The organism is Paenibacillus sp. FSL R5-0636 (assembly GCF_037974255.1).
Classification (GTDB): domain Bacteria; phylum Bacillota; class Bacilli; order Paenibacillales; family Paenibacillaceae; genus Paenibacillus_AQ; species Paenibacillus_AQ odorifer.
Map to the genome: position 1 here is coordinate 1605477 of NZ_CP150232.1, position 17433 is coordinate 1622909.

The window sequence follows — 17433 nt, forward strand, 5'->3', positions numbered from 1 at the left end:
CTCCTTCTTGTTTTTCAATATTAATGATAGAAAAGAGGCTGAAGAAGATGAGAAATAAAGGAAAATTAGTTTTGTCCTTTCTCATGGCAACAGGATTTGTTATGACTTCAGCAGGCATTTATGTAGCAAATCCCGGTACTGGGTGGGCTGCGCCCGCTGATCAGGAGGTAAGTAAACAAGCTAAGGAGGGGCTTTCTATTTTTGAAAGCGTAACCAAAACAAACACAAACTTGACAGGTTGGCAAATAAAAGGAAAAGGTAAGTTGGCGGATACTGTTGAAGGGATTTTACTGACTTCTGATCCACAAGAAAATGTAATGGCAATCTCCGAAACGGTATCAGAGGATTTTATCTATGAAGCTGATGTCATGATCAAGGATATGCAAGCTGACGCGACCTTATTGTTCCGTTCTAATGAAGATGGCTGGGGTTCCTACATGCTCCAAATTGTTCCGAATGCAGGTATGATCCGCTTACGAGACGCAAGTGATGGTGAAGGGAAATTAAAAGAGGAGCGGAAGGTTACTGTTAAGGCAGGAGAGATCTATCATCTCAAGGTAAAAGCAGAGGGTTCATCACTGAAAGTATATTGGGACAACGAATATAAATCTGTGATTGAGGTTCAGGATCATGCGTATCGTACTGGTAAGCTAGGGCTCAATGTATGGAATGGTTCTGTTTTGTTCCAAAATATTATCGTAAGCGACCTGAAAGGAAATCTGGGTGCTGTGGTTACAAATAAAGGACAATGGCAGCCTAATATCAACGGCAAAAAAGGAATGGCAGTAAACCAGATGAAGTCACAGCAAATTTATAATAAACAAGCTGCTGATTTTGTATATGAAGGAAATATATCTCTTCGTCCTGATTCTGTTGCAGCGCTCGCATTTCGTTCATCGGCTGATGGAACAAAGGGATATGAAGCATCCCTGACAAAGGAAGGAAATCAGGTTCGTGTAAGTTTGACGAAAGCTAACGGAGCAACAATTGCAAGTTCACAGCAAACCTATCCAAGTCAGACCGGAGCAAAACATCATGTAGAGATAAAGGCGAAGGGAAACAGAATTCAGGTCTTCCTAGACGGATACACCCCGGCTGCGATCGATCTAACAGATAAAACCTATACCGATGGATATGCAGGAATCGTCGTTAAACAGGGAACGGCTTACTTCCAGGATACCTATGTGACGGATGCCAGCAGTTATTATAATGAAAAATATCGTCCTCAATACCACTATACGCCAATTCGTGGTTCTGCCAGTGATCCTAACGGACTTGTCTACTTCGATGGAGAATATCATCTATTCCATCAGGACGGAGGCACATGGGCACATTCTGTCAGTAAAGATATGCTGAACTGGAAGCGCCTTCCGATTGCGCTGCCGTGGAATGATCATGGGCATGTCTGGTCTGGATCAGCTGTGGCAGATTTGACGAATGCATCAGGTTTGTTCGGGGATTCAGGAGGCAAGGGGCTGATTGCCTACTACACTTCCTATAATCCCGATGGCCCGAATGGGAATCAGCGTATCGGTCTTGCATACAGCAAGGACCAAGGTCGTACTTGGGAATATTCCAAGACGCGTCCTATGGTTATCGGAAATCCAGGCGATAATGGAGGGGAGCCCGGAGGTTGGGATTTCCGTGATCCGAAAGTGATTCGTGATAACGACAATAACAGATGGGTAATGGTTGTATCCGGTGGAGATCATATTCGTTTCTTTACTTCAACAAATCTACTTGATTGGACCCTAACAGATAGCTGGGGATACGGGGAATATGTTCGCGGCGGTGTATGGGAATGTCCGGATTTGCTTCAGCTTTCGGTAGACGGAACATCACAGAAAAAATGGGTTTTGATGATTAGTACAGGAGCGAATTCAAAAACAGGCGGATCAGATGCTGAATATTTTGTGGGTCATTTAACAGCGGAAGGTAAATTCGTTAATGTTAATCCGGCAGGGAAAGTTTTGCGAACAGATTTTGGAAAAGAATTCTACGCTTCAATGTCTTTTTCGAACATGCCAGATCATCGCAGCGTAATGATGGCGTGGATGACAAACTGGGACTATCCGTTTGCTTTTCCAACAACCCATTGGAAAGGCGTACTGTCAATCCCAAGAGAAGTCTCATTAGTAACGACAAAAGATGGGATTCAGCTCGCTCAAAGTCCGATCAAGGAGTTGGAATCGCTGCGTAATCAGCTGTATTCTACTGCTAACAAAGAGGTGAGTCCTTCTTCTCAGAATCTATTGAAAGGGGTTACCTCTGGTGCATACGAAATTGAAGCTGAAGTAGAAATTCCAGCAGGTAGTCAGGTTAGTGAATTTGGCTTTAACGTTCGTGTAGGGGGAAGTCAGCAAACGGTTGTTGGATATAAACCTAGTGAGGGTCGGATTTTCGTGGATCGGTCTGCATCTGGTTTGACGGATTTTTCGAATCTATTTAGTAAAAGACATGAAGCGGCAATGCAAACGGAGAACAAGCGAGTTAAGCTGCGTATCCTTGTAGATGAGTCTTCTGTTGAGGTTTTTGGCAACAACGGTAAAGTTGTTTTCTCTGACGTCATTTTTCCGGATCCAGCCAGCAGAGCTTTGAGTTTTTACACCAAAGGAGGCAACGTAAAAGTCGTATCTCTGAAGGTGAATCAGTTAGGCTCTGTATGGAATCAGGAGACGGGCTCAGCTACCAAGATAATGATGGATACAAGTGATCGCGAACTGAGCAAGGGGCAAAGCGAAATACTTTTGGCGATAGTAGAGAATGGTACCGGTAATGGGGCACAGCCGCTTAAATGGAATTCCAGTAACAAGGATGTAGTTGAACTAAACGTGGTGGATAAATCCCAGGCAACCCTTGTAGCTAAAAAAGAAGGCGAGTCTATCATTACCGTCTCTACTCCAAATGGGAAGACATCAGCTAGCTTATTAGTTAAGGTATCTGGGGGTGAATTTCATACGAACTTAAGTGGGTGGACTAAAGATCTATCTGCAGCCTCCTGGGTCATTGGTGAAAATGGGATTCGTGGAAATTACTTGAGTGACGCGAATTATATCGCAGAGAAGCAGGCAGGAGATTTTACTTATGAAGCAGATATGATGTTAGGGAAATCCGGAGGAGCAGGCTCTATGTTGTTCCGTGCCAGCGAAGATGGACGCAGCGGATACTACTTAAATTTGGATCCGAATATGAAGTCCATCCGTCTGTTTTATAAAATCGACGGTCGTATTGAAGAGCGTCAGATTCTAGCAAAAGTTCCGACGTTCATTCAGCCGGGTCAAACCTACAAAGTGAAAATCGAAGCGAAGGGCCCGCATATCGTGGTTTATGTGGATGGGCAGAAAGTCATCGACCTCCAGGACGGCACATTTGCCGAAGGCCGCTTTGGACTACATGTATTTGGCGGAAATGCTTCATATCAAAACGTTAACGTGAGCGGAGAAACACCTGCCAATTTAACCACTTCCAGTCTAGTAAATGCAGAACTACAGAAATCCCTTTATACAGCAAATCTCGCAAATGGTGAAGCTGTTACACTGAAGGATGCAAATGATTCTACGGATCAGAAGTGGGTATTCGTGCCGACGGGGGACGATGCAGGTACTTATTCTATTCGTACAACAGCCGGTCAGGCGCTTGATCTAGACACAGGGCAAAATAAAATTCAGTTATACCCTTATCTCGGATATAACAATCAGCGTTGGATTTTTCACAAAAATGATGATGGTACCGTAAGTATTATTTCTGCTCATCATAAGAAAGCGCTGGAAGTATCAGCGGATGGGTCGACACTGTCCCTAAGCGAGCTTGATCCTACTCTTGATCGACAAAAATGGGTAATTACCAATTAACCTGAGGATGATAGAAGCAATGGAAGAGGGGAATAGCGTGTCTAAAAAGCAACTTGTCTGCGGATGAGTTGCTTTTTGTTTTGGCTGCATTTTATGTATTGACGGATATTGGAAATGTAAGTAGAATGTAAATTAGTTAAAACCTTAAAACTTTTGTAAAGAATTTTGGTGTTCTTGATAGAGGCAAAGCTGACATTCAGTGTGCAATTTTCAATCAGAACATAGAAATATCACGAAAGGTAAGGTTTTTTTATTTACCTAAAAAGTTTAATCGTTTAAACTTTCGGGTGACGGAGGTATGGAAGCTAAGATGAATATACATGATGTAGCCAAAAAGTCGGGACTCTCTGTAGTGACCGTATCCAGGGTGCTTAACAATTTACCCTCTGTACGGGAAGCTAATAGACAGAAAGTGCTGAAAGCTATGGAGGAATTGAATTATCAGCCCAATTCAGCAGCGCGGAGTCTTGTGAGGGGCAAAACGGGAGTCATCGGGATGTCGATTACCAACTTTAACGACTCTTTCTATGACCGGGTTATTCGCGTGGTGAACCGGAAGCTGGCAGCGCAAGGGTATTTTTTAGCCCTATCGATCGCCGAGAATGAGGATGAGGGCGACAATTTCCTGTTTCAGAAGGATCGCGTTGACGGAATTATCCTGTTGTCCCCACTTGAAGAAAAGGCATATGTAGAGGAACTGAAAAGAAAAAATATTCCGTTTGTATTGCTGGATAACCAGTTTCAGCATGAGGATGTGCCTAGCGTCGTGGTCGATAACTATCAAGGCGGGTATGAGGCTACAAAGCACTTGATCGATCTTGGGCACACTCAAATTGCCTATATTGGCGGCCCTTCGGTATTTCTAAGTGTAGCGGAGCGTAAGCGAGGTTATGTCCAAGCGCTCGAGGATGCCGGGTTAACGCCATTCGGAACGGAATACTGCAGCTTTACAGTAAGCGGCGGCTATGAGGTGGCCAAGAGATGGATCCGCGAAGATAAGCTGCCGACAGCTTTTTTTTCCGGGGATGACTTTATTGCTCTTGGAATGGTTCAGGCTCTCCGGGAAGAGGGAATTCGAGTACCCCACGATATCTCAATTGTTGGATTTGATGATCAGCAGTTCGTAGGTGAATTTTACCCGCGGTTAACGACGGTCAGACAACCTGAGGCACAAATGGGCAATATAGGCGTTGATTTACTACTAAAAATGATCAATGGGGAGGTGATGCCGCCCGCTGTAACGAAGCTCGCTCCGCAGCTACTCATTCGTGAATCCACCGCATCTGTTAGATTACCTTGAATTTTAGGAGTGAAATCATCCGTGAAGTATTTTTTGGGAGTTGATGCAGGAGGCAGTAAAACCCATGCAATGATTGCAGATGAACAAGGGAAGGTCATCGGAGTAGGCAAGGGTGGGATCGGAAATCATCAAATAAACCGTGAGCAGGCGGTGAACAGTTTGCAGCAGGCCCTATCGGAAGCAATTATGGCGTCAGGGCTGACCAAGGATCAGCTGGATTACTCCTGGTTCGGCTTAGCGGGAGCGGACAGAGAGGCTGATTTCCGGATTTTGCGACCGGTCATCAGCAGCTTTGATCTTCCCCAAACTGAGATTTCCTGCGATACATGGATAGCCTTGCGGTCAGGTACAGAGAAGAACTACGGGATCGTGCTGATTTGCGGATCGGGCGTGAACTGTAGTGGTAAAAATCCGTTGGGTGCTACATACCAATGTGGTGGATTCGGCTACCGGTTCGGGGATTATGGCGGTGGCTATGATTTAAGTATTGAGGTATTCCGTAGCGTCCTTCGGGCGGATGAGGGAAGAGAGAAGGAGACGGTCCTAACCGAACGCTTAACGCAATTGTTGGGCTATTCCAATGTGTCGGAATTAAGAGAGGATTACCTGGATCATTTCAGAGACCTGCCTCCCCATATTGCTGAACTATTATTTCAAGCGGCAGAGGAAGGGGACCAGGTTGCCACCGAGCTGCTGGTCAAGCAAGGGGATGAGCTGGGTTTGGCCGCGGTATCGGCCATCCGTCGCTTGGGCATGGAGGAGGACTTCTTCGACATCGTACTTGCAGGCAGCCTGCTGACAAAGGGAGACCGCTCAGGCATCATCCGGCGGGCCATTGAGAGAAGAGTGAAGTTGTCGGCTCCGAATGGCACTTTAAGGATTTTGACCCGGGAGCCGGTTGTAGGATCGGTCGTTCTGGCTATGGAAAGCAGCGGTATGCGTGTAGATCAGAAGGTTCTAGATAATCTATCACAGGGGAAAGTACCGAACACAATAGGCTAGTTTTTATAAGACCAAAATGAAAAAGATGAAGGAAGGGTCTATCATGGAGGAAACATTGAAGCTGGTTGTCATCGGAGCGGGATCATCGTATACGCCTGAGCTTATTGAAGGCATCATCCTGCATCACCAAGAGCTTCCCATCCGCGAAGTATGGCTGGTGGATATTGAGGAGGGAAGGGAGAAGCTGCATACGATTGCAGAACTGAGCAAACGCATGATCGCTGAGTCCGGACTGCCGATTACCGTGGTCCAGACGTTGGAACGCAGGGAAGCCATTGCCGGAGCGGACTTTGTATGCACGCAAATCCGGGTAGGCATGCTGGAAGCGCGCAAATGGGACGAATTAATTCCGCTTCAATACAATGTCATCGGCCAGGAGACGACAGGTCCCGGAGGGATGATGAAAGGCCTACGGACCATCCCGGTCATTCTGGATATTTGCAAAGACATTGAGGAGCTGGCTCCGGATGCCTGGTTGCTGAATTTTACGAATCCGGCCGGTATGGTGACTGAAGCTGTTCACAAATACTCATCGGTAAAAAGCGTAGGATTGTGCAACTCACCGATCGGTTTTCAAAAGTGGCTCTCCGAGTTCTTCGGACTTCCTATGGAGAAGATCTACGCGGAGTTTGTCGGCATCAACCATCTGCACTGGGTATCCGATATCGTGATTGACGGTAAAAGCAAGCTGCAGGAGCTCATTGATTACCCGCAGAGCTACAAGGCGAGCAATGTGCCGTTTGATTCCTGGGACTACCGGTTTCTGAATGCTTTGAAAGCGATTCCCTCTTATTACCTGAGCTATTACTATATGACGGACGCGATGCTTGCGGAACAGAAGGAAGCAGCAGCAACGACTGGATCGCGCGCTGAGGTAGTGAAGAAGGTGGAGGAAGAGCTGTTTGAACTGTACCGGAACGTAGAGCTGAAGGAAAAGCCCAAGCAGCTGGAACAGCGCGGCGGAGCCTACTACTCGGAGGCGGCAGTGCTGCTGATGCGCTCCATTTATAATGATTCCCGCGATATCCAGACGTTGAATGTAAGGAATAACGGAATTATTGACTTCTTGCCGGACGATGCCTCCATTGAGGTGAATTGTATGGTCACCAAGCAAGGTCCGCTGCCGATTCCGCTGCGCATAATTCCTCAGCCCGTAAAAGGCTTGCTGGCTGCAGTCAAACAATACGAGAGCCTCACCATCGAAGCGGCTGTGCACGGAGACCGGGATATAGCCCTGCAGGCTATGGTTCATCATCCGCTCGTGCCTTCGGTCACCGTAGCTGAACAACTGCTGGATGAAATGCTGGAGAAGAACAAATCGTTGTTGCCGTTGTTTCACTAGAATCGTCCAGAGGAGGAAAAGCGGATGAACACGGCCGAGAAACCGCGTAGATGGAAGAAATTTATCAGTCAATTGGATTTGCAGTCCATGGTTTGGCCGGGAATTATCTTTGTATTCATTTTTAGCTACATTCCGATGTATGGCGTGGTTATGGCATTCCAGCAATACGATATTTTTGGCGGCATTATGAAGAGCCCCTGGGTTGGATTTATGCATTTCAGAATGTTCTTCGAGGCGCCGGAGTTCTGGAATGTGATGCGAAATACCCTTGTGATTAGCTTGCTTAAATTGATTATCTCTTTTCCTGCCCCGATTCTTCTTGCGCTGATGCTGAATGAAATAGGAAATATGGGCTTTAAACGCATTATCCAGACCGTCAGTTATTTACCTTATTTCCTGTCCTGGGTTATAGTATCCGGTTTTGTATTTTCGCTGTTATCCGTTGACAACGGGACGGTGAACTATGTGCTGGAGCGATTCAATCTGGTAGGGGAACCAGTTAACTTCCTGGCGTTACCCAAATACTTCTGGTCGATTCTAGTAAGCGTAAATGTGTGGAAAGAGGTCGGATTCGGCAGCATTGTCTACCTGGCCGCGATTGCAGGCATTGATCCAACCCTATATGAGGCCGCTTCTATAGATGGAGCAAGCCGGTTTAAGCAAATTCACTTGATTACACTCCCCAGCATTACCCCCATTATCATCATCTTTATGATTCTTGCCATCGGCAGTCTGCTCAGTGCGGGCTTCGAGGACATTTTGCTGCTGGCAACCAATCCAATTCTGCGACCCTACTCCGATGTTATCGACACCTATGTGTACCGTGTTGGGATTTTAAATGCCAGATTCTCTTATGCGACAGCGGTAGGGCTATTCAAGGCGGTGATCAGTGTCATTCTGCTAGTGACGGCCAACAAAATCGCTCGCCGGGCAGATGTTAGTCTCTGGTAGTACTACTACTCATAGCGAATGCTTCCGATGCTCCATAAACCTTTTAGGAGGGGTGAACAATGAGACTAAGCCTAGGCGACAAAATCATGCAGCGGAGTATTTATATCCTTTTGACGCTGCTGGCGTTACTCATGCTATACCCGTTTTGGAATGCGCTGGTCATTTCCTTTAATCTAGGGAGCGATACGGCGCTCGGTGGTGTAACCTTGTTACCGAGAGCTTTTACTCTGGAAAATTATTATATTGTGTTTCAGGATCAACGCCTGCTGAATTCTTTTCTGATCACCATTCTTAGAACGTTATGCGGCACGGCATTGTCTGTCTTTTTCACGGCACTGTTAGCCTACGGAATGTCCAAGAAGACATTGCTATTTCGAAAACAATATATGGTGTTCTTCATGATTACGATGTTCTTCAGTGGAGGGCTCATCCCTAGTTATTTACTAGTTCGCTCTTTGGGTATGCTGGACACCTTTTGGGTGCTGATTATCCCCGGCATCATCAGTGTCTGGAACATGATTGTCATCCGCACCTTCTTCCACGCTCTGCCGGAGGGGTTGGAGGAATCGGCCAAAATCGACGGCAGCAGCAACTACGGCATTTTTTTCCGAATCGTCATTCCCGTCTCCGGTCCGGTGCTGGCCACGATTGCCTTATTCACCGCAGTAGGTTACTGGAACGACTGGTTTACGGGAGCGATCTATATTACAAAGGATCATTTGCTTCCTATACAGACCCTTCTGCGCCAGATTATGAACTCCAACATCATGACCCAAATAGGCTCATCGAATGCTATCGCGCTGGATCATATGAACCGGAATCGGACGATTACCACGAAGTCACTGACTATGGCTACGATGATGATCGCTACCATTCCAATTATCCTGACGTATCCTTTTCTCCAAAAGTACTTTGTTAAGGGCGTAATGATCGGTTCGATGAAAGAATAGCAGTCTCCATATTATGTAGAAAGAAGGGAAAAGATGCGCAATCGTATGAAATGGGTATCTCTTTTGCTGACTTCACTGGTGCTTCTTCTCGCTGCCTGTAGCGGAGGAGGAAATTCTAACACTTCACCAAACACAAGCGAGAAAAATCTGAATACTGAGGCCGCCACAGATGACGGCAGCGGGATCAAGCCCGTCACCTTCAGCTTCTATGGAAACTATGACTGGCTTACGACATCACCATGGGGGGATAATGAGGCGACAAAATGGATTCAGGAGAACCGTAAGGTTACTGTTGAACCCATACAATCCGGAGGAGCGGCCGGAGAAAAGCTCAACACGATGATCGTCGGCGGTGATTTACCGGATGTCATTTTTACTGACCGGGGATCCTCAGTGGAACGGCTGGTGCAGGCAGGACAACTCGTTGCGCTGGATGATTACTATGAGAAGTATCCGAACTTCAAGAAATATGTGAAGGAATCCACCCTGAATTTGCTCCGTTCAGAAGACGGGAAAATCTATCAAATCCCGAACTGGTATACATCCGGGCAATTCGGCAACGGCGGATGGATGGTGAATAAAGATATTTATAACGAACTCGGCAGACCGGCGCTTGAGACCTTCGATGATTTGTATCAATATTTGCTTAAGGTGCAAGAAAAGTATCCGGATGTAGTACCTCTGGAGGTTGGGGAGAAGGGGGCAGGTCTGGAAATTATGTATGGTGGTTTTAAGGAGAACTCCACCAGTAAGTTCATTTCACTCATGGGATATCCGGATGGCGACAAGCTGTCATCTATCTTGGACGATCCCGCTTACGAGGAGATGGTGCTGTATATTAATAAGCTGTATCGTGAACGGCTGATTACGCAGGATGCTCTGCAGCAAACCCAGGATGCGGTCAAAGAAAAGGTCAATACCAACCGGGTAGCAGTCATGGTCGAATCCAATATCACTACGTATGGAGCCGAGGGACACCGGGCACTGACAGCGAATAATCCGGACAGCGGTTATGAGATTATATGGCCGATTCATAAAGCCGGTCTAGACAAAACACAAGTGTTTGTAAGCGGCTTTGAGACGCTGGGTTGGAACGTTAATGTCATTACGAAAAAGGCCAAGGATCCAGAGGCCATCTTCGCTTATTTTGACTGGATTACGGGTCCGGAGGGACAGAAGGTGCTTTTCTTCGGTCCTAAAGGCTTGTACTGGGATGAAGAGGATGCGGACGGAGCGCCAATCCCGAACGAGAAATACAAGACGACTCCTGCTAACGAGCGCACGGAAACGATGCGGAAATTCGAGGACTTTAACTGGGCGGGAAATACAACCTTTATTGATACGGCGAAAATGAGCCTCGAGGCGCTGCTTTCCGCGAACCAGAAATCCTGGGAGACCGTGGCGCAGTCCACGGTGACCTGGAAAACCGCGTTGGATATCACGGAGTTTGTAAATACCGATCCGATTCCGGATACGGAAATCGGCATCATCGCACAGAATATCGGGGATATTTATACCCTTGCTTACGCCCAGATGGTTCAGGCGAAGTCGGATGAAGCGGTGCTGTCGGCGCTGGAGACAGCTAAAAAGAACACCGAAAAAGCGGGGCTGGCTAAGCTGCTTGAATTCAGAACCGAAAAATGGCAGGAAAATGTTAAGAAAATCAACGCGACGAAATAAGACTATTTATAAAATCTTATACTAGTGGAGGCGAGATTATGGCATTTGCGTTGAGTTCGAGGTTCATAGCACTGTTAAGCATCGTGTTGGTTTCTTCGATAGCCGGTGGTTCCGTTCCTGTTATGGCCGAGGAGAGTAACCCCCCTTTCGAAACGGAAGTTATTGTACGGACCGTAAACCAGTTTAAGAACATGACGGATGTCCAGAATTTCATCGCGCTGTCTACAAGCTATGGCGTCGATGTTATTAGCATGAACGTGAAGCAGGATGAAGATGATGAGGTTCCGTCTGGAAGTGTATTTTATCAGAGTGATATCGCACCAATTGCCCAAGGCTACCAGAATTTCGACGCCCTGCAGGCTGTCATTACGGCAGCCCATGCTGCAGGAATCAAGGTTCATGCCTGGATTCCGCAGTTCCATGATCAGCAGGCCTTCCTGGAGCACGATGAATGGCAGATGCAGGCGCTGGTTGACGGGGTTCAGACTCCGTTTACAGGTTCTAACGGCAACGAATACTTCGTCAATCCGATTCACCATGAAGTGCAGCAGTATGAGCGTTCCATTATTCAGGAAGTGATCGAGAATTATGATGTGGATGGCGTTGTGCTGGATTGGATCCGCTTCGACAATTACAACATGGACGTCAGTGATTATACGGTTGCGAAGTATCAGGCGCAGTTCGGGTATTCACCGCTCAGCATTGACTTCGAGACAGATTCGCCTCAGCGTGAGCAGTGGAATGAATGGAGGACCGATCAAATCGGACAGTATGTGGGCGATATCCGTCAGGATATCACCCAGTCCTCGAAGCCGGATGTGCAGCTCGGTGTGTATATTTTGCCGCCAGAATTCATTGAAGTTGGGCAGAATGTAGCGAAATTCAAGGATGATATCGACTTTGTTGCACCAATGGCGTACTTTGATGACTGGGAGTTCAACAGTGATTGGGTATACAGCACTTCCTACGGCATCCTGAAGGATACGAGCGACCGGATTAACGGCAGTGACGTGGAAATTGTTGCGACGCTGGATAATGACTGGACAGATGATCAATATCAGGAGATTTACAAGGGAATCCGCGAGAATTATCCAGGTGTGAAGCGTCTGTCGTTCTTTGCTTACGGGGCCTGGCCAGAAGATGAGCTGGCCAATATCAAAGAACGTGAAACCTGGCCTACGCCAGGCTGGACGCCTCCGGTAGAACAAGACTATCCGGCTCAATTACCAACAGGATGGAAGGCGCGGAATATCGGTTCCATGCCGGGGAACGTTACCTACAATTCTTCCAATAAGCAATTTACACTCAGCAGCAGCTCTACGGATATTTGGGGAAATGGAGATCAACTGAATTATATATACCAATCCGTGCGAGGCAATGCGGAGATTATTGTTAAAGTGCAGTCCACTAGCCGATTGGACGGCTGGGCCAAGGCCGGCATTATGATTCGGGAGTCGCTGGGTCATAATTCGAAGCATGCAGATATGATGCTTACCCCCGAAAATGGGGCAACCTTCCAGTATCGTGCAGAGACTGCCGGCAATATGGTTGATCAGACTGCGGCTGCCTCGGCTCCAAGATGGCTAAAGCTGACCCGAAGTGGAAATACCTTCAAAGGGGCTATTTCGAGTAACGGGAATAACTGGCAAACGGTCGGAACTGTTCAGATTCCGATGAACCGCAAGGTGTATATTGGCATAGCACTTAGCAATCCCGGGGATGACTCGAGGAATAAGGCTGTGTTTGGAAATGTGAAGATTACGGATTAAGCTTAATACAAGGGCACCGGTTCTTCTTTATCCGGGGGAGTTTTCGTTTATCAGGTTAACCAGAAATATCTGGTTAACCTTTTTTATTTCGGTATAAGGTGATGGTGGGGGATATATCCAATTGAAATCTGAAATGAATTTAAAGCTGCTAAATCCGGTGGTATATTTAATGCAGCTAATTCTATAATATAGCTAATTCTATAATGCAGTTTAGCTTATTAATAATAGTCTTTGAGAATAACTTATACAGAATAGGAGAGATACGATGAGCGAGCGTATACCCTGCCAAACCTCAGGCTGCAAGGGAAGCATACTTCCTGCAACTGCTTTAAAGACAGGTGGAATCTGCATGCCCTGTCATCAGAGGAAGCTTGCGCTGGAGGAAAAGGCTTATATTGAACAAAATCGAAAAGACATTGATTTGTACGCAGGTGTGAATGATCCGGTTGAAATTCTTAAAATCATGCACAAACCGCGGAGATTGAGCCCGCTTGAACACGTAATTCCCTATCACAAAACCGCGCAAGAGTTATATCGTCAACTGACTGAAAGGGAAAGGGAGCGATTGGAATCCTACGCCATTGAATTGATGGAAGAAGATGATTTTGACCAGGCTGAAACCATTTTACTGTCGCTTATATGTTTTTCAAGTGCATCCATTGAACGGGGGCTGGAGGCTTTTTTTCTTAACGGGAAGTATTATCCCGGCATTCTCTATAAAGAAGCGGGTCAGGAGATCCGTGATAAGATCATTCATCAGTTAGAGCATGACTCGGAAAACCGTAATCATTTGCTGCTTGCAATGGCCTGGATTGGTGATGAAGAGGTTGTTCGGCAGTTCGAGACATGGCGGCAGCATCCGCCTCGATGGACATCGGAGTTAAATGTGTCTCCGGAAAGCTATGCTCACGAAGCAGGATGGGAATTAGATCCCGACGGTGGGAAAAGGCTGCTTTTTTACACTGAGAGTTATCATTTTGAAGTAAACAGGGACGGAAAAAATGGGATGGATCGGGATCATACGGCGGTAGCGGCGCTACAGGCGGGTGAGCATTCCTGCCCTTGGTGTGGCGGTAAGTTGACAGTGCTGTTTGATTACGATTTGCAGAATCCACTGGTTCAATTTATGAAGCTTTCCGGCCAGCGGTTAAGGATTGCAGCTTGCATGCATTGTAATTGTTATGGCACCGTGTTTATGAAAGCGGAGCTGGATGGCCAATATTCGTGGAGTGAATATAATACCGTTCCTGATTTTTTGCCTGCAAATGAAGACAGGGAAGAAATAGCATGGCATGCCATGCAGCTATCGGAACGGCAGATGGGAACCTATGAAAATTCATATTGGATGCTTGAGGCGCCTGCGTCGCAGATTGGAGGACATCCGGCTTGGATTCAGGATGCGGAATATCCTGTGTGCCCTTGCTGTTCGACGACGATGAAGTTTATTGCCCAAATGGACATGGAACAGGCCGAGGACAGCGAGGGGATTTATTATGCATTTTTGTGTGAGGGTTGCCTGCAGGTAGCTGTGAATTACCAGCAGACGTAAATCAACTTATTTCTGGTTAGCGTAGATTGGAACTTCAGACTTAAAAGAGAAAAATGCTGCCTTAGACAACTAAGGATGGCATTTTTTTATTTTGTATAAACATGATGATCAAAGTACCTTGACTGTCACAGTAGTATGATATACAATGCGATTATGAGGTGATGAAATGAGTGAGAACAAAATCAGATCCGATCTGCTGCGAGGACATACCGATACGATGGTATTACGGCTCTTGTCCGAAGCCGATCGTTATGGATATGAAATCGTCAAATTAATTGCTGAGCGTTCCGGAGGCGAATATGAATTAAAAGAAGCTACGATGTACTCCAGCGTCCGGCGGCTTGAGGCAGACGGTGACATTGAATGGTATTGGGGGGATGAGTCTCAGGGGGGACGACGGAAGTATTTTCGGATTACCGAGAAGGGGAAAGCTGTTTACGCCAATAACAAGACTAATTGGGAGTACGCAAAGCGTGTGCTTGAAAACTTATTATAAGGAGACTTGATAATATGAATGAGAAATTAAACATGTATTTAAATGGCGTATTCGCACCCTATGACGGGATAAAAAGCGTTGCTGAATTAAAGAGTGACCTCCTTTCCGATTTGCAGGAGCGGTTCAGTGAACTCAAGGCTGAAGGCAAGGATGATGAAACGGCGTTTAAGATGACGATAGACAGCATTGGCGACATTGAACAGACGGTGCAGGAGGTTGCCAATCTCTCCCGTTCACTTGAGCGGCAGGTGGTGACGAGCTTTAGGGCGAGCAACTTATCGAAGAGCGATTTTGCAGGCGTTACCGCCCATAAAGGGGATTTTAAAGTGAGCGCGTTGCGGGGTTCCGATTTTACAGGCGCTGACTTGACTGGCAGTTCTTTCGCGGGCAGTGACGTAGGCGAGGCCAAGTTCGACAGCGCTAATCTGACCGACTGCAATCTGTCCGGCATTGAACTGGCAAATGCGAGCTTTCACAAATCTATTCTTGTTCGCACCAACTTTAGCTCATCAGGACTTACAGGGGCGAAATTTATCAGTGCAAGACTGACCGACGTCAAGCTGTGTACGACTGATCTTACGAAAACAATCTTTGAGAGCTGTATCTTTGACGGTGTGGAATTTAAAACCTCAGATCTGCGGGGATTATGTTTTGACGGCCAGACCTTTATCGGGGTCAAGTTTGAAAAGTCGGCGCTGAACGATATTTCGTTTAGAGGTGCGACGTTAAAAAATGTGTCATTCCTCTCCGGGTTTTCGTTATCCAAGAAGTTTTATCGTGCAATTAAAACGATCAACTTTGACGGTGCAATGATGGATAAGTTGACCTTCGCTGCGCTCAAAGGCATGGAAGCTGATTTGACAAAGGTTACAGTCCTATAAGCCTGAGCTTCCGAAGTGAGTTTTGCGGGGAAAATTCCATGAAGATATGCTAACAAAACCTTAGGGAGGGAATGCAATGAACAAGTCCATTAAAGTGGTTGGGTTGGAAAAGTCCTACAGACAGCTTCAAGTTTTAAAGGGGGTGGATTTTGAAGTGGAGCAGGGCAGCGTTTTTGCCCTGCTTGGCTCCAATGGCGCAGGCAAGACCACCATTGTCAAAATCCTCACCACTTTGCTAAATCAAGATGGTGGGACTGCTGCAGTGAACGGATTCGATGTCGCCACAAAGCCTGATTATGTACGCCAGTCCATCAGCCTGACGGGTCAATTTGCCGCCGTGGATGAGATTCTGACCGGCCGGGAAAATCTGATCATGATTGCGAGGCTCCGCCATGAGAAGCATCCGCGTCAAGTTGCGGACGATCTGCTGGAACGCTTCACTTTGACCGATGCCGCGGATCGCAAGGTATCCACTTATTCAGGCGGGATGCGCCGGAGATTAGATCTCGCGATGAGCCTTGTTGGAAAACCGCAGATTATTTTCCTCGACGAACCAACCACTGGACTTGATCCTGAGGCAAGGATTGATGTATGGAAGATGGTTAAGGAGCTTGCCGACGGCGGTACGACTGTCTTTTTGACGACGCAGTATTTGGAAGAAGCAGAGCAGCTTGCTGATCAAATTGCCATTCTACATGAAGGTAAAATTATTGCGAGCGGTACACTCGAAGAACTAAAAAAGCGTTTCCCGCCCGCAAAAGTTGAGTACATTGAAAAGCAGCCGACGCTGGAGGAAATATTCCTCGCAATCATCGGCAAAAAGGAGGGGAAGTAAATGGAAATGATTAAGAAGCACTTTTTCAGTGACATGAGTGTAATGCTTGGACGCTCTATGCGCCATATTCTCCGCAGTATGGATACCATCATCACGGTAACTATCATGCCAATTGCATTTATGCTGTTGTTTGTTTACGTGTTCGGTGGGGCCATCCAGGCGGGTACGGATAACTATGTGAATTATTTGTTGCCCGGGATCATACTGATCGCTATTGCAAGTGGTGTAACTTATACGGCTTACCGCCTGTTTAACGATGTGCAAAAAGGGATTTTTCAGAGATTCCATTCTATGCCGATTGCACGTTCTACCATGCTGTGGGGACATGTGCTGACCTCCCTGATATCCAATGCGATTTCAGTTAGCGTCATCATTCTTGTTGCATTGATTATGGGGTTTCGTTCATCGGCAGGAGTGCTCTCATGGCTGGCGGTTGCCGGCATCCTCATATTGTTTACGCTGGCTCTAACTTGGGTCGCGGCAATTGCTGGACTATCCGCAAAATCGGTGGACGGCGCGACTGCTTTTTCCTATCCGATTATTTTCCTTCCTTTCATCAGCTCGGCCTTTGTGCCTACCGAATCGATGCCGCCAGTCGTTCGCGCCTTTGCTGAAAACCAGCCCGTTACATCTATAGTAGAGGCGGTTCGCTCCCTCCTGATGGGGCAGCCTGTCGGCAATGATATTTGGGGAGCCATCATATGGTGCATAGCCATTCTAGTAGTTGCGTATTTATTAGCGATGCGGGTATACAAACATAAAGTTGTTTAATTGCCAGATAACGTTACAGGATTTAGAAGCGACTTGTCTGCGGATGGGTTGCTTTT

Annotated in this window: 13 protein-coding genes; all 13 read left to right on the forward strand. The window is 46.8% G+C overall.

Annotation, left to right across the window (positions count from 1 at the left end; translation table 11 throughout):
* Nucleotides 1-47 precede the first annotated feature (47 nt).
* The 13 genes from MKX34_RS07045 to MKX34_RS07105 all read left to right on the forward strand — a co-directional run bounded on the left by MKX34_RS07045 (nucleotide 48) and on the right by MKX34_RS07105 (nucleotide 17377).
* Nucleotides 48-3851: a GH32 C-terminal domain-containing protein gene (locus MKX34_RS07045; RefSeq protein WP_076297798.1), complete on the forward strand. Its 3804-nt coding sequence runs from the start codon at nucleotides 48-50 to the stop codon at nucleotides 3849-3851.
* A gap of 310 nt (nucleotides 3852-4161) precedes the next feature.
* Complete coding sequence (locus MKX34_RS07050; protein ID WP_244886434.1) at nucleotides 4162-5151, forward strand: LacI family DNA-binding transcriptional regulator; 990 nt, start codon at nucleotides 4162-4164, stop codon at nucleotides 5149-5151.
* Nucleotides 5152-5172: 21 nt separating this feature from the next.
* On the forward strand, nucleotides 5173-6153 hold the full coding sequence (locus MKX34_RS07055; RefSeq protein WP_076104750.1) for a BadF/BadG/BcrA/BcrD ATPase family protein: 981 nt from the start codon (nucleotides 5173-5175) through the stop codon (nucleotides 6151-6153).
* A 43-nt stretch (nucleotides 6154-6196) separates the two neighbouring features.
* Entirely contained in the window at nucleotides 6197-7495 is a 1299-nt protein-coding gene (locus MKX34_RS07060) for a 6-phospho-beta-glucosidase (RefSeq protein ID WP_038569389.1), read from the forward strand.
* A 24-nt stretch (nucleotides 7496-7519) separates the two neighbouring features.
* Nucleotides 7520-8446 (forward strand): ABC transporter permease subunit, encoded by a 927-nt coding sequence (locus MKX34_RS07065; protein ID WP_036675807.1) that lies wholly within the window; start codon nucleotides 7520-7522, stop codon nucleotides 8444-8446.
* A 59-nt stretch (nucleotides 8447-8505) separates the two neighbouring features.
* Nucleotides 8506-9396, forward strand: coding sequence for a carbohydrate ABC transporter permease (locus MKX34_RS07070; RefSeq protein WP_076098900.1), 891 nt, complete (start codon nucleotides 8506-8508; stop codon nucleotides 9394-9396).
* 33 nt (nucleotides 9397-9429) lie between these two features.
* Nucleotides 9430-11076, forward strand: coding sequence for an extracellular solute-binding protein (locus MKX34_RS07075; RefSeq protein ID WP_076297799.1), 1647 nt, complete (start codon nucleotides 9430-9432; stop codon nucleotides 11074-11076).
* A gap of 38 nt (nucleotides 11077-11114) precedes the next feature.
* Nucleotides 11115-12845: a family 10 glycosylhydrolase gene (locus MKX34_RS07080; protein ID WP_076297800.1), complete on the forward strand. Its 1731-nt coding sequence runs from the start codon at nucleotides 11115-11117 to the stop codon at nucleotides 12843-12845.
* Nucleotides 12846-13110: 265 nt separating this feature from the next.
* Complete coding sequence (locus MKX34_RS07085; protein ID WP_076297801.1) at nucleotides 13111-14394, forward strand: DUF1963 domain-containing protein; 1284 nt, start codon at nucleotides 13111-13113, stop codon at nucleotides 14392-14394.
* Nucleotides 14395-14560: 166 nt separating this feature from the next.
* Entirely contained in the window at nucleotides 14561-14890 is a 330-nt protein-coding gene (locus tag MKX34_RS07090; RefSeq protein WP_076297802.1) for a PadR family transcriptional regulator, read from the forward strand.
* A 14-nt stretch (nucleotides 14891-14904) separates the two neighbouring features.
* A complete protein-coding gene (locus tag MKX34_RS07095; protein ID WP_038569394.1) occupies nucleotides 14905-15771 on the forward strand; it encodes a pentapeptide repeat-containing protein in 867 nt (288 codons plus the stop codon).
* Nucleotides 15772-15847: 76 nt separating this feature from the next.
* Nucleotides 15848-16606, forward strand: a complete 759-nt coding sequence (locus MKX34_RS07100) for an ATP-binding cassette domain-containing protein (protein ID WP_036675796.1) — start codon at nucleotides 15848-15850, stop codon at nucleotides 16604-16606.
* A complete protein-coding gene (locus tag MKX34_RS07105; protein ID WP_038569396.1) occupies nucleotides 16607-17377 on the forward strand; it encodes an ABC transporter permease in 771 nt (256 codons plus the stop codon).
* Nucleotides 17378-17433 lie beyond the last annotated feature (56 nt).

What these genes read in the sequence shown, in the direction of transcription:
- MKX34_RS07045 (WP_076297798.1), top strand. Translation starts at nt 48, where the DNA reads ATGAGAAATAAAGGAAAATTAGTTTTGTCCTTTCTCATGGCAACAGGA.
- MKX34_RS07050 (WP_244886434.1), top strand. Translation starts at nt 4,162, where the DNA reads ATGAATATACATGATGTAGCCAAAAAGTCGGGACTCTCTGTAGTGACC.
- MKX34_RS07060 (WP_038569389.1), top strand. Translation starts at nt 6,197, where the DNA reads ATGGAGGAAACATTGAAGCTGGTTGTCATCGGAGCGGGATCATCGTAT.
- MKX34_RS07065 (WP_036675807.1), top strand. Translation starts at nt 7,520, where the DNA reads ATGAACACGGCCGAGAAACCGCGTAGATGGAAGAAATTTATCAGTCAA.
- MKX34_RS07070 (WP_076098900.1), top strand. Translation starts at nt 8,506, where the DNA reads ATGAGACTAAGCCTAGGCGACAAAATCATGCAGCGGAGTATTTATATC.
- MKX34_RS07075 (WP_076297799.1), top strand. Translation starts at nt 9,430, where the DNA reads ATGCGCAATCGTATGAAATGGGTATCTCTTTTGCTGACTTCACTGGTG.
- MKX34_RS07080 (WP_076297800.1), top strand. Translation starts at nt 11,115, where the DNA reads ATGGCATTTGCGTTGAGTTCGAGGTTCATAGCACTGTTAAGCATCGTG.
- MKX34_RS07085 (WP_076297801.1), top strand. Translation starts at nt 13,111, where the DNA reads ATGAGCGAGCGTATACCCTGCCAAACCTCAGGCTGCAAGGGAAGCATA.
- MKX34_RS07090 (WP_076297802.1), top strand. Translation starts at nt 14,561, where the DNA reads ATGAGTGAGAACAAAATCAGATCCGATCTGCTGCGAGGACATACCGAT.
- MKX34_RS07095 (WP_038569394.1), top strand. Translation starts at nt 14,905, where the DNA reads ATGAATGAGAAATTAAACATGTATTTAAATGGCGTATTCGCACCCTAT.
- MKX34_RS07100 (WP_036675796.1), top strand. Translation starts at nt 15,848, where the DNA reads ATGAACAAGTCCATTAAAGTGGTTGGGTTGGAAAAGTCCTACAGACAG.
- MKX34_RS07105 (WP_038569396.1), top strand. Translation starts at nt 16,607, where the DNA reads ATGGAAATGATTAAGAAGCACTTTTTCAGTGACATGAGTGTAATGCTT.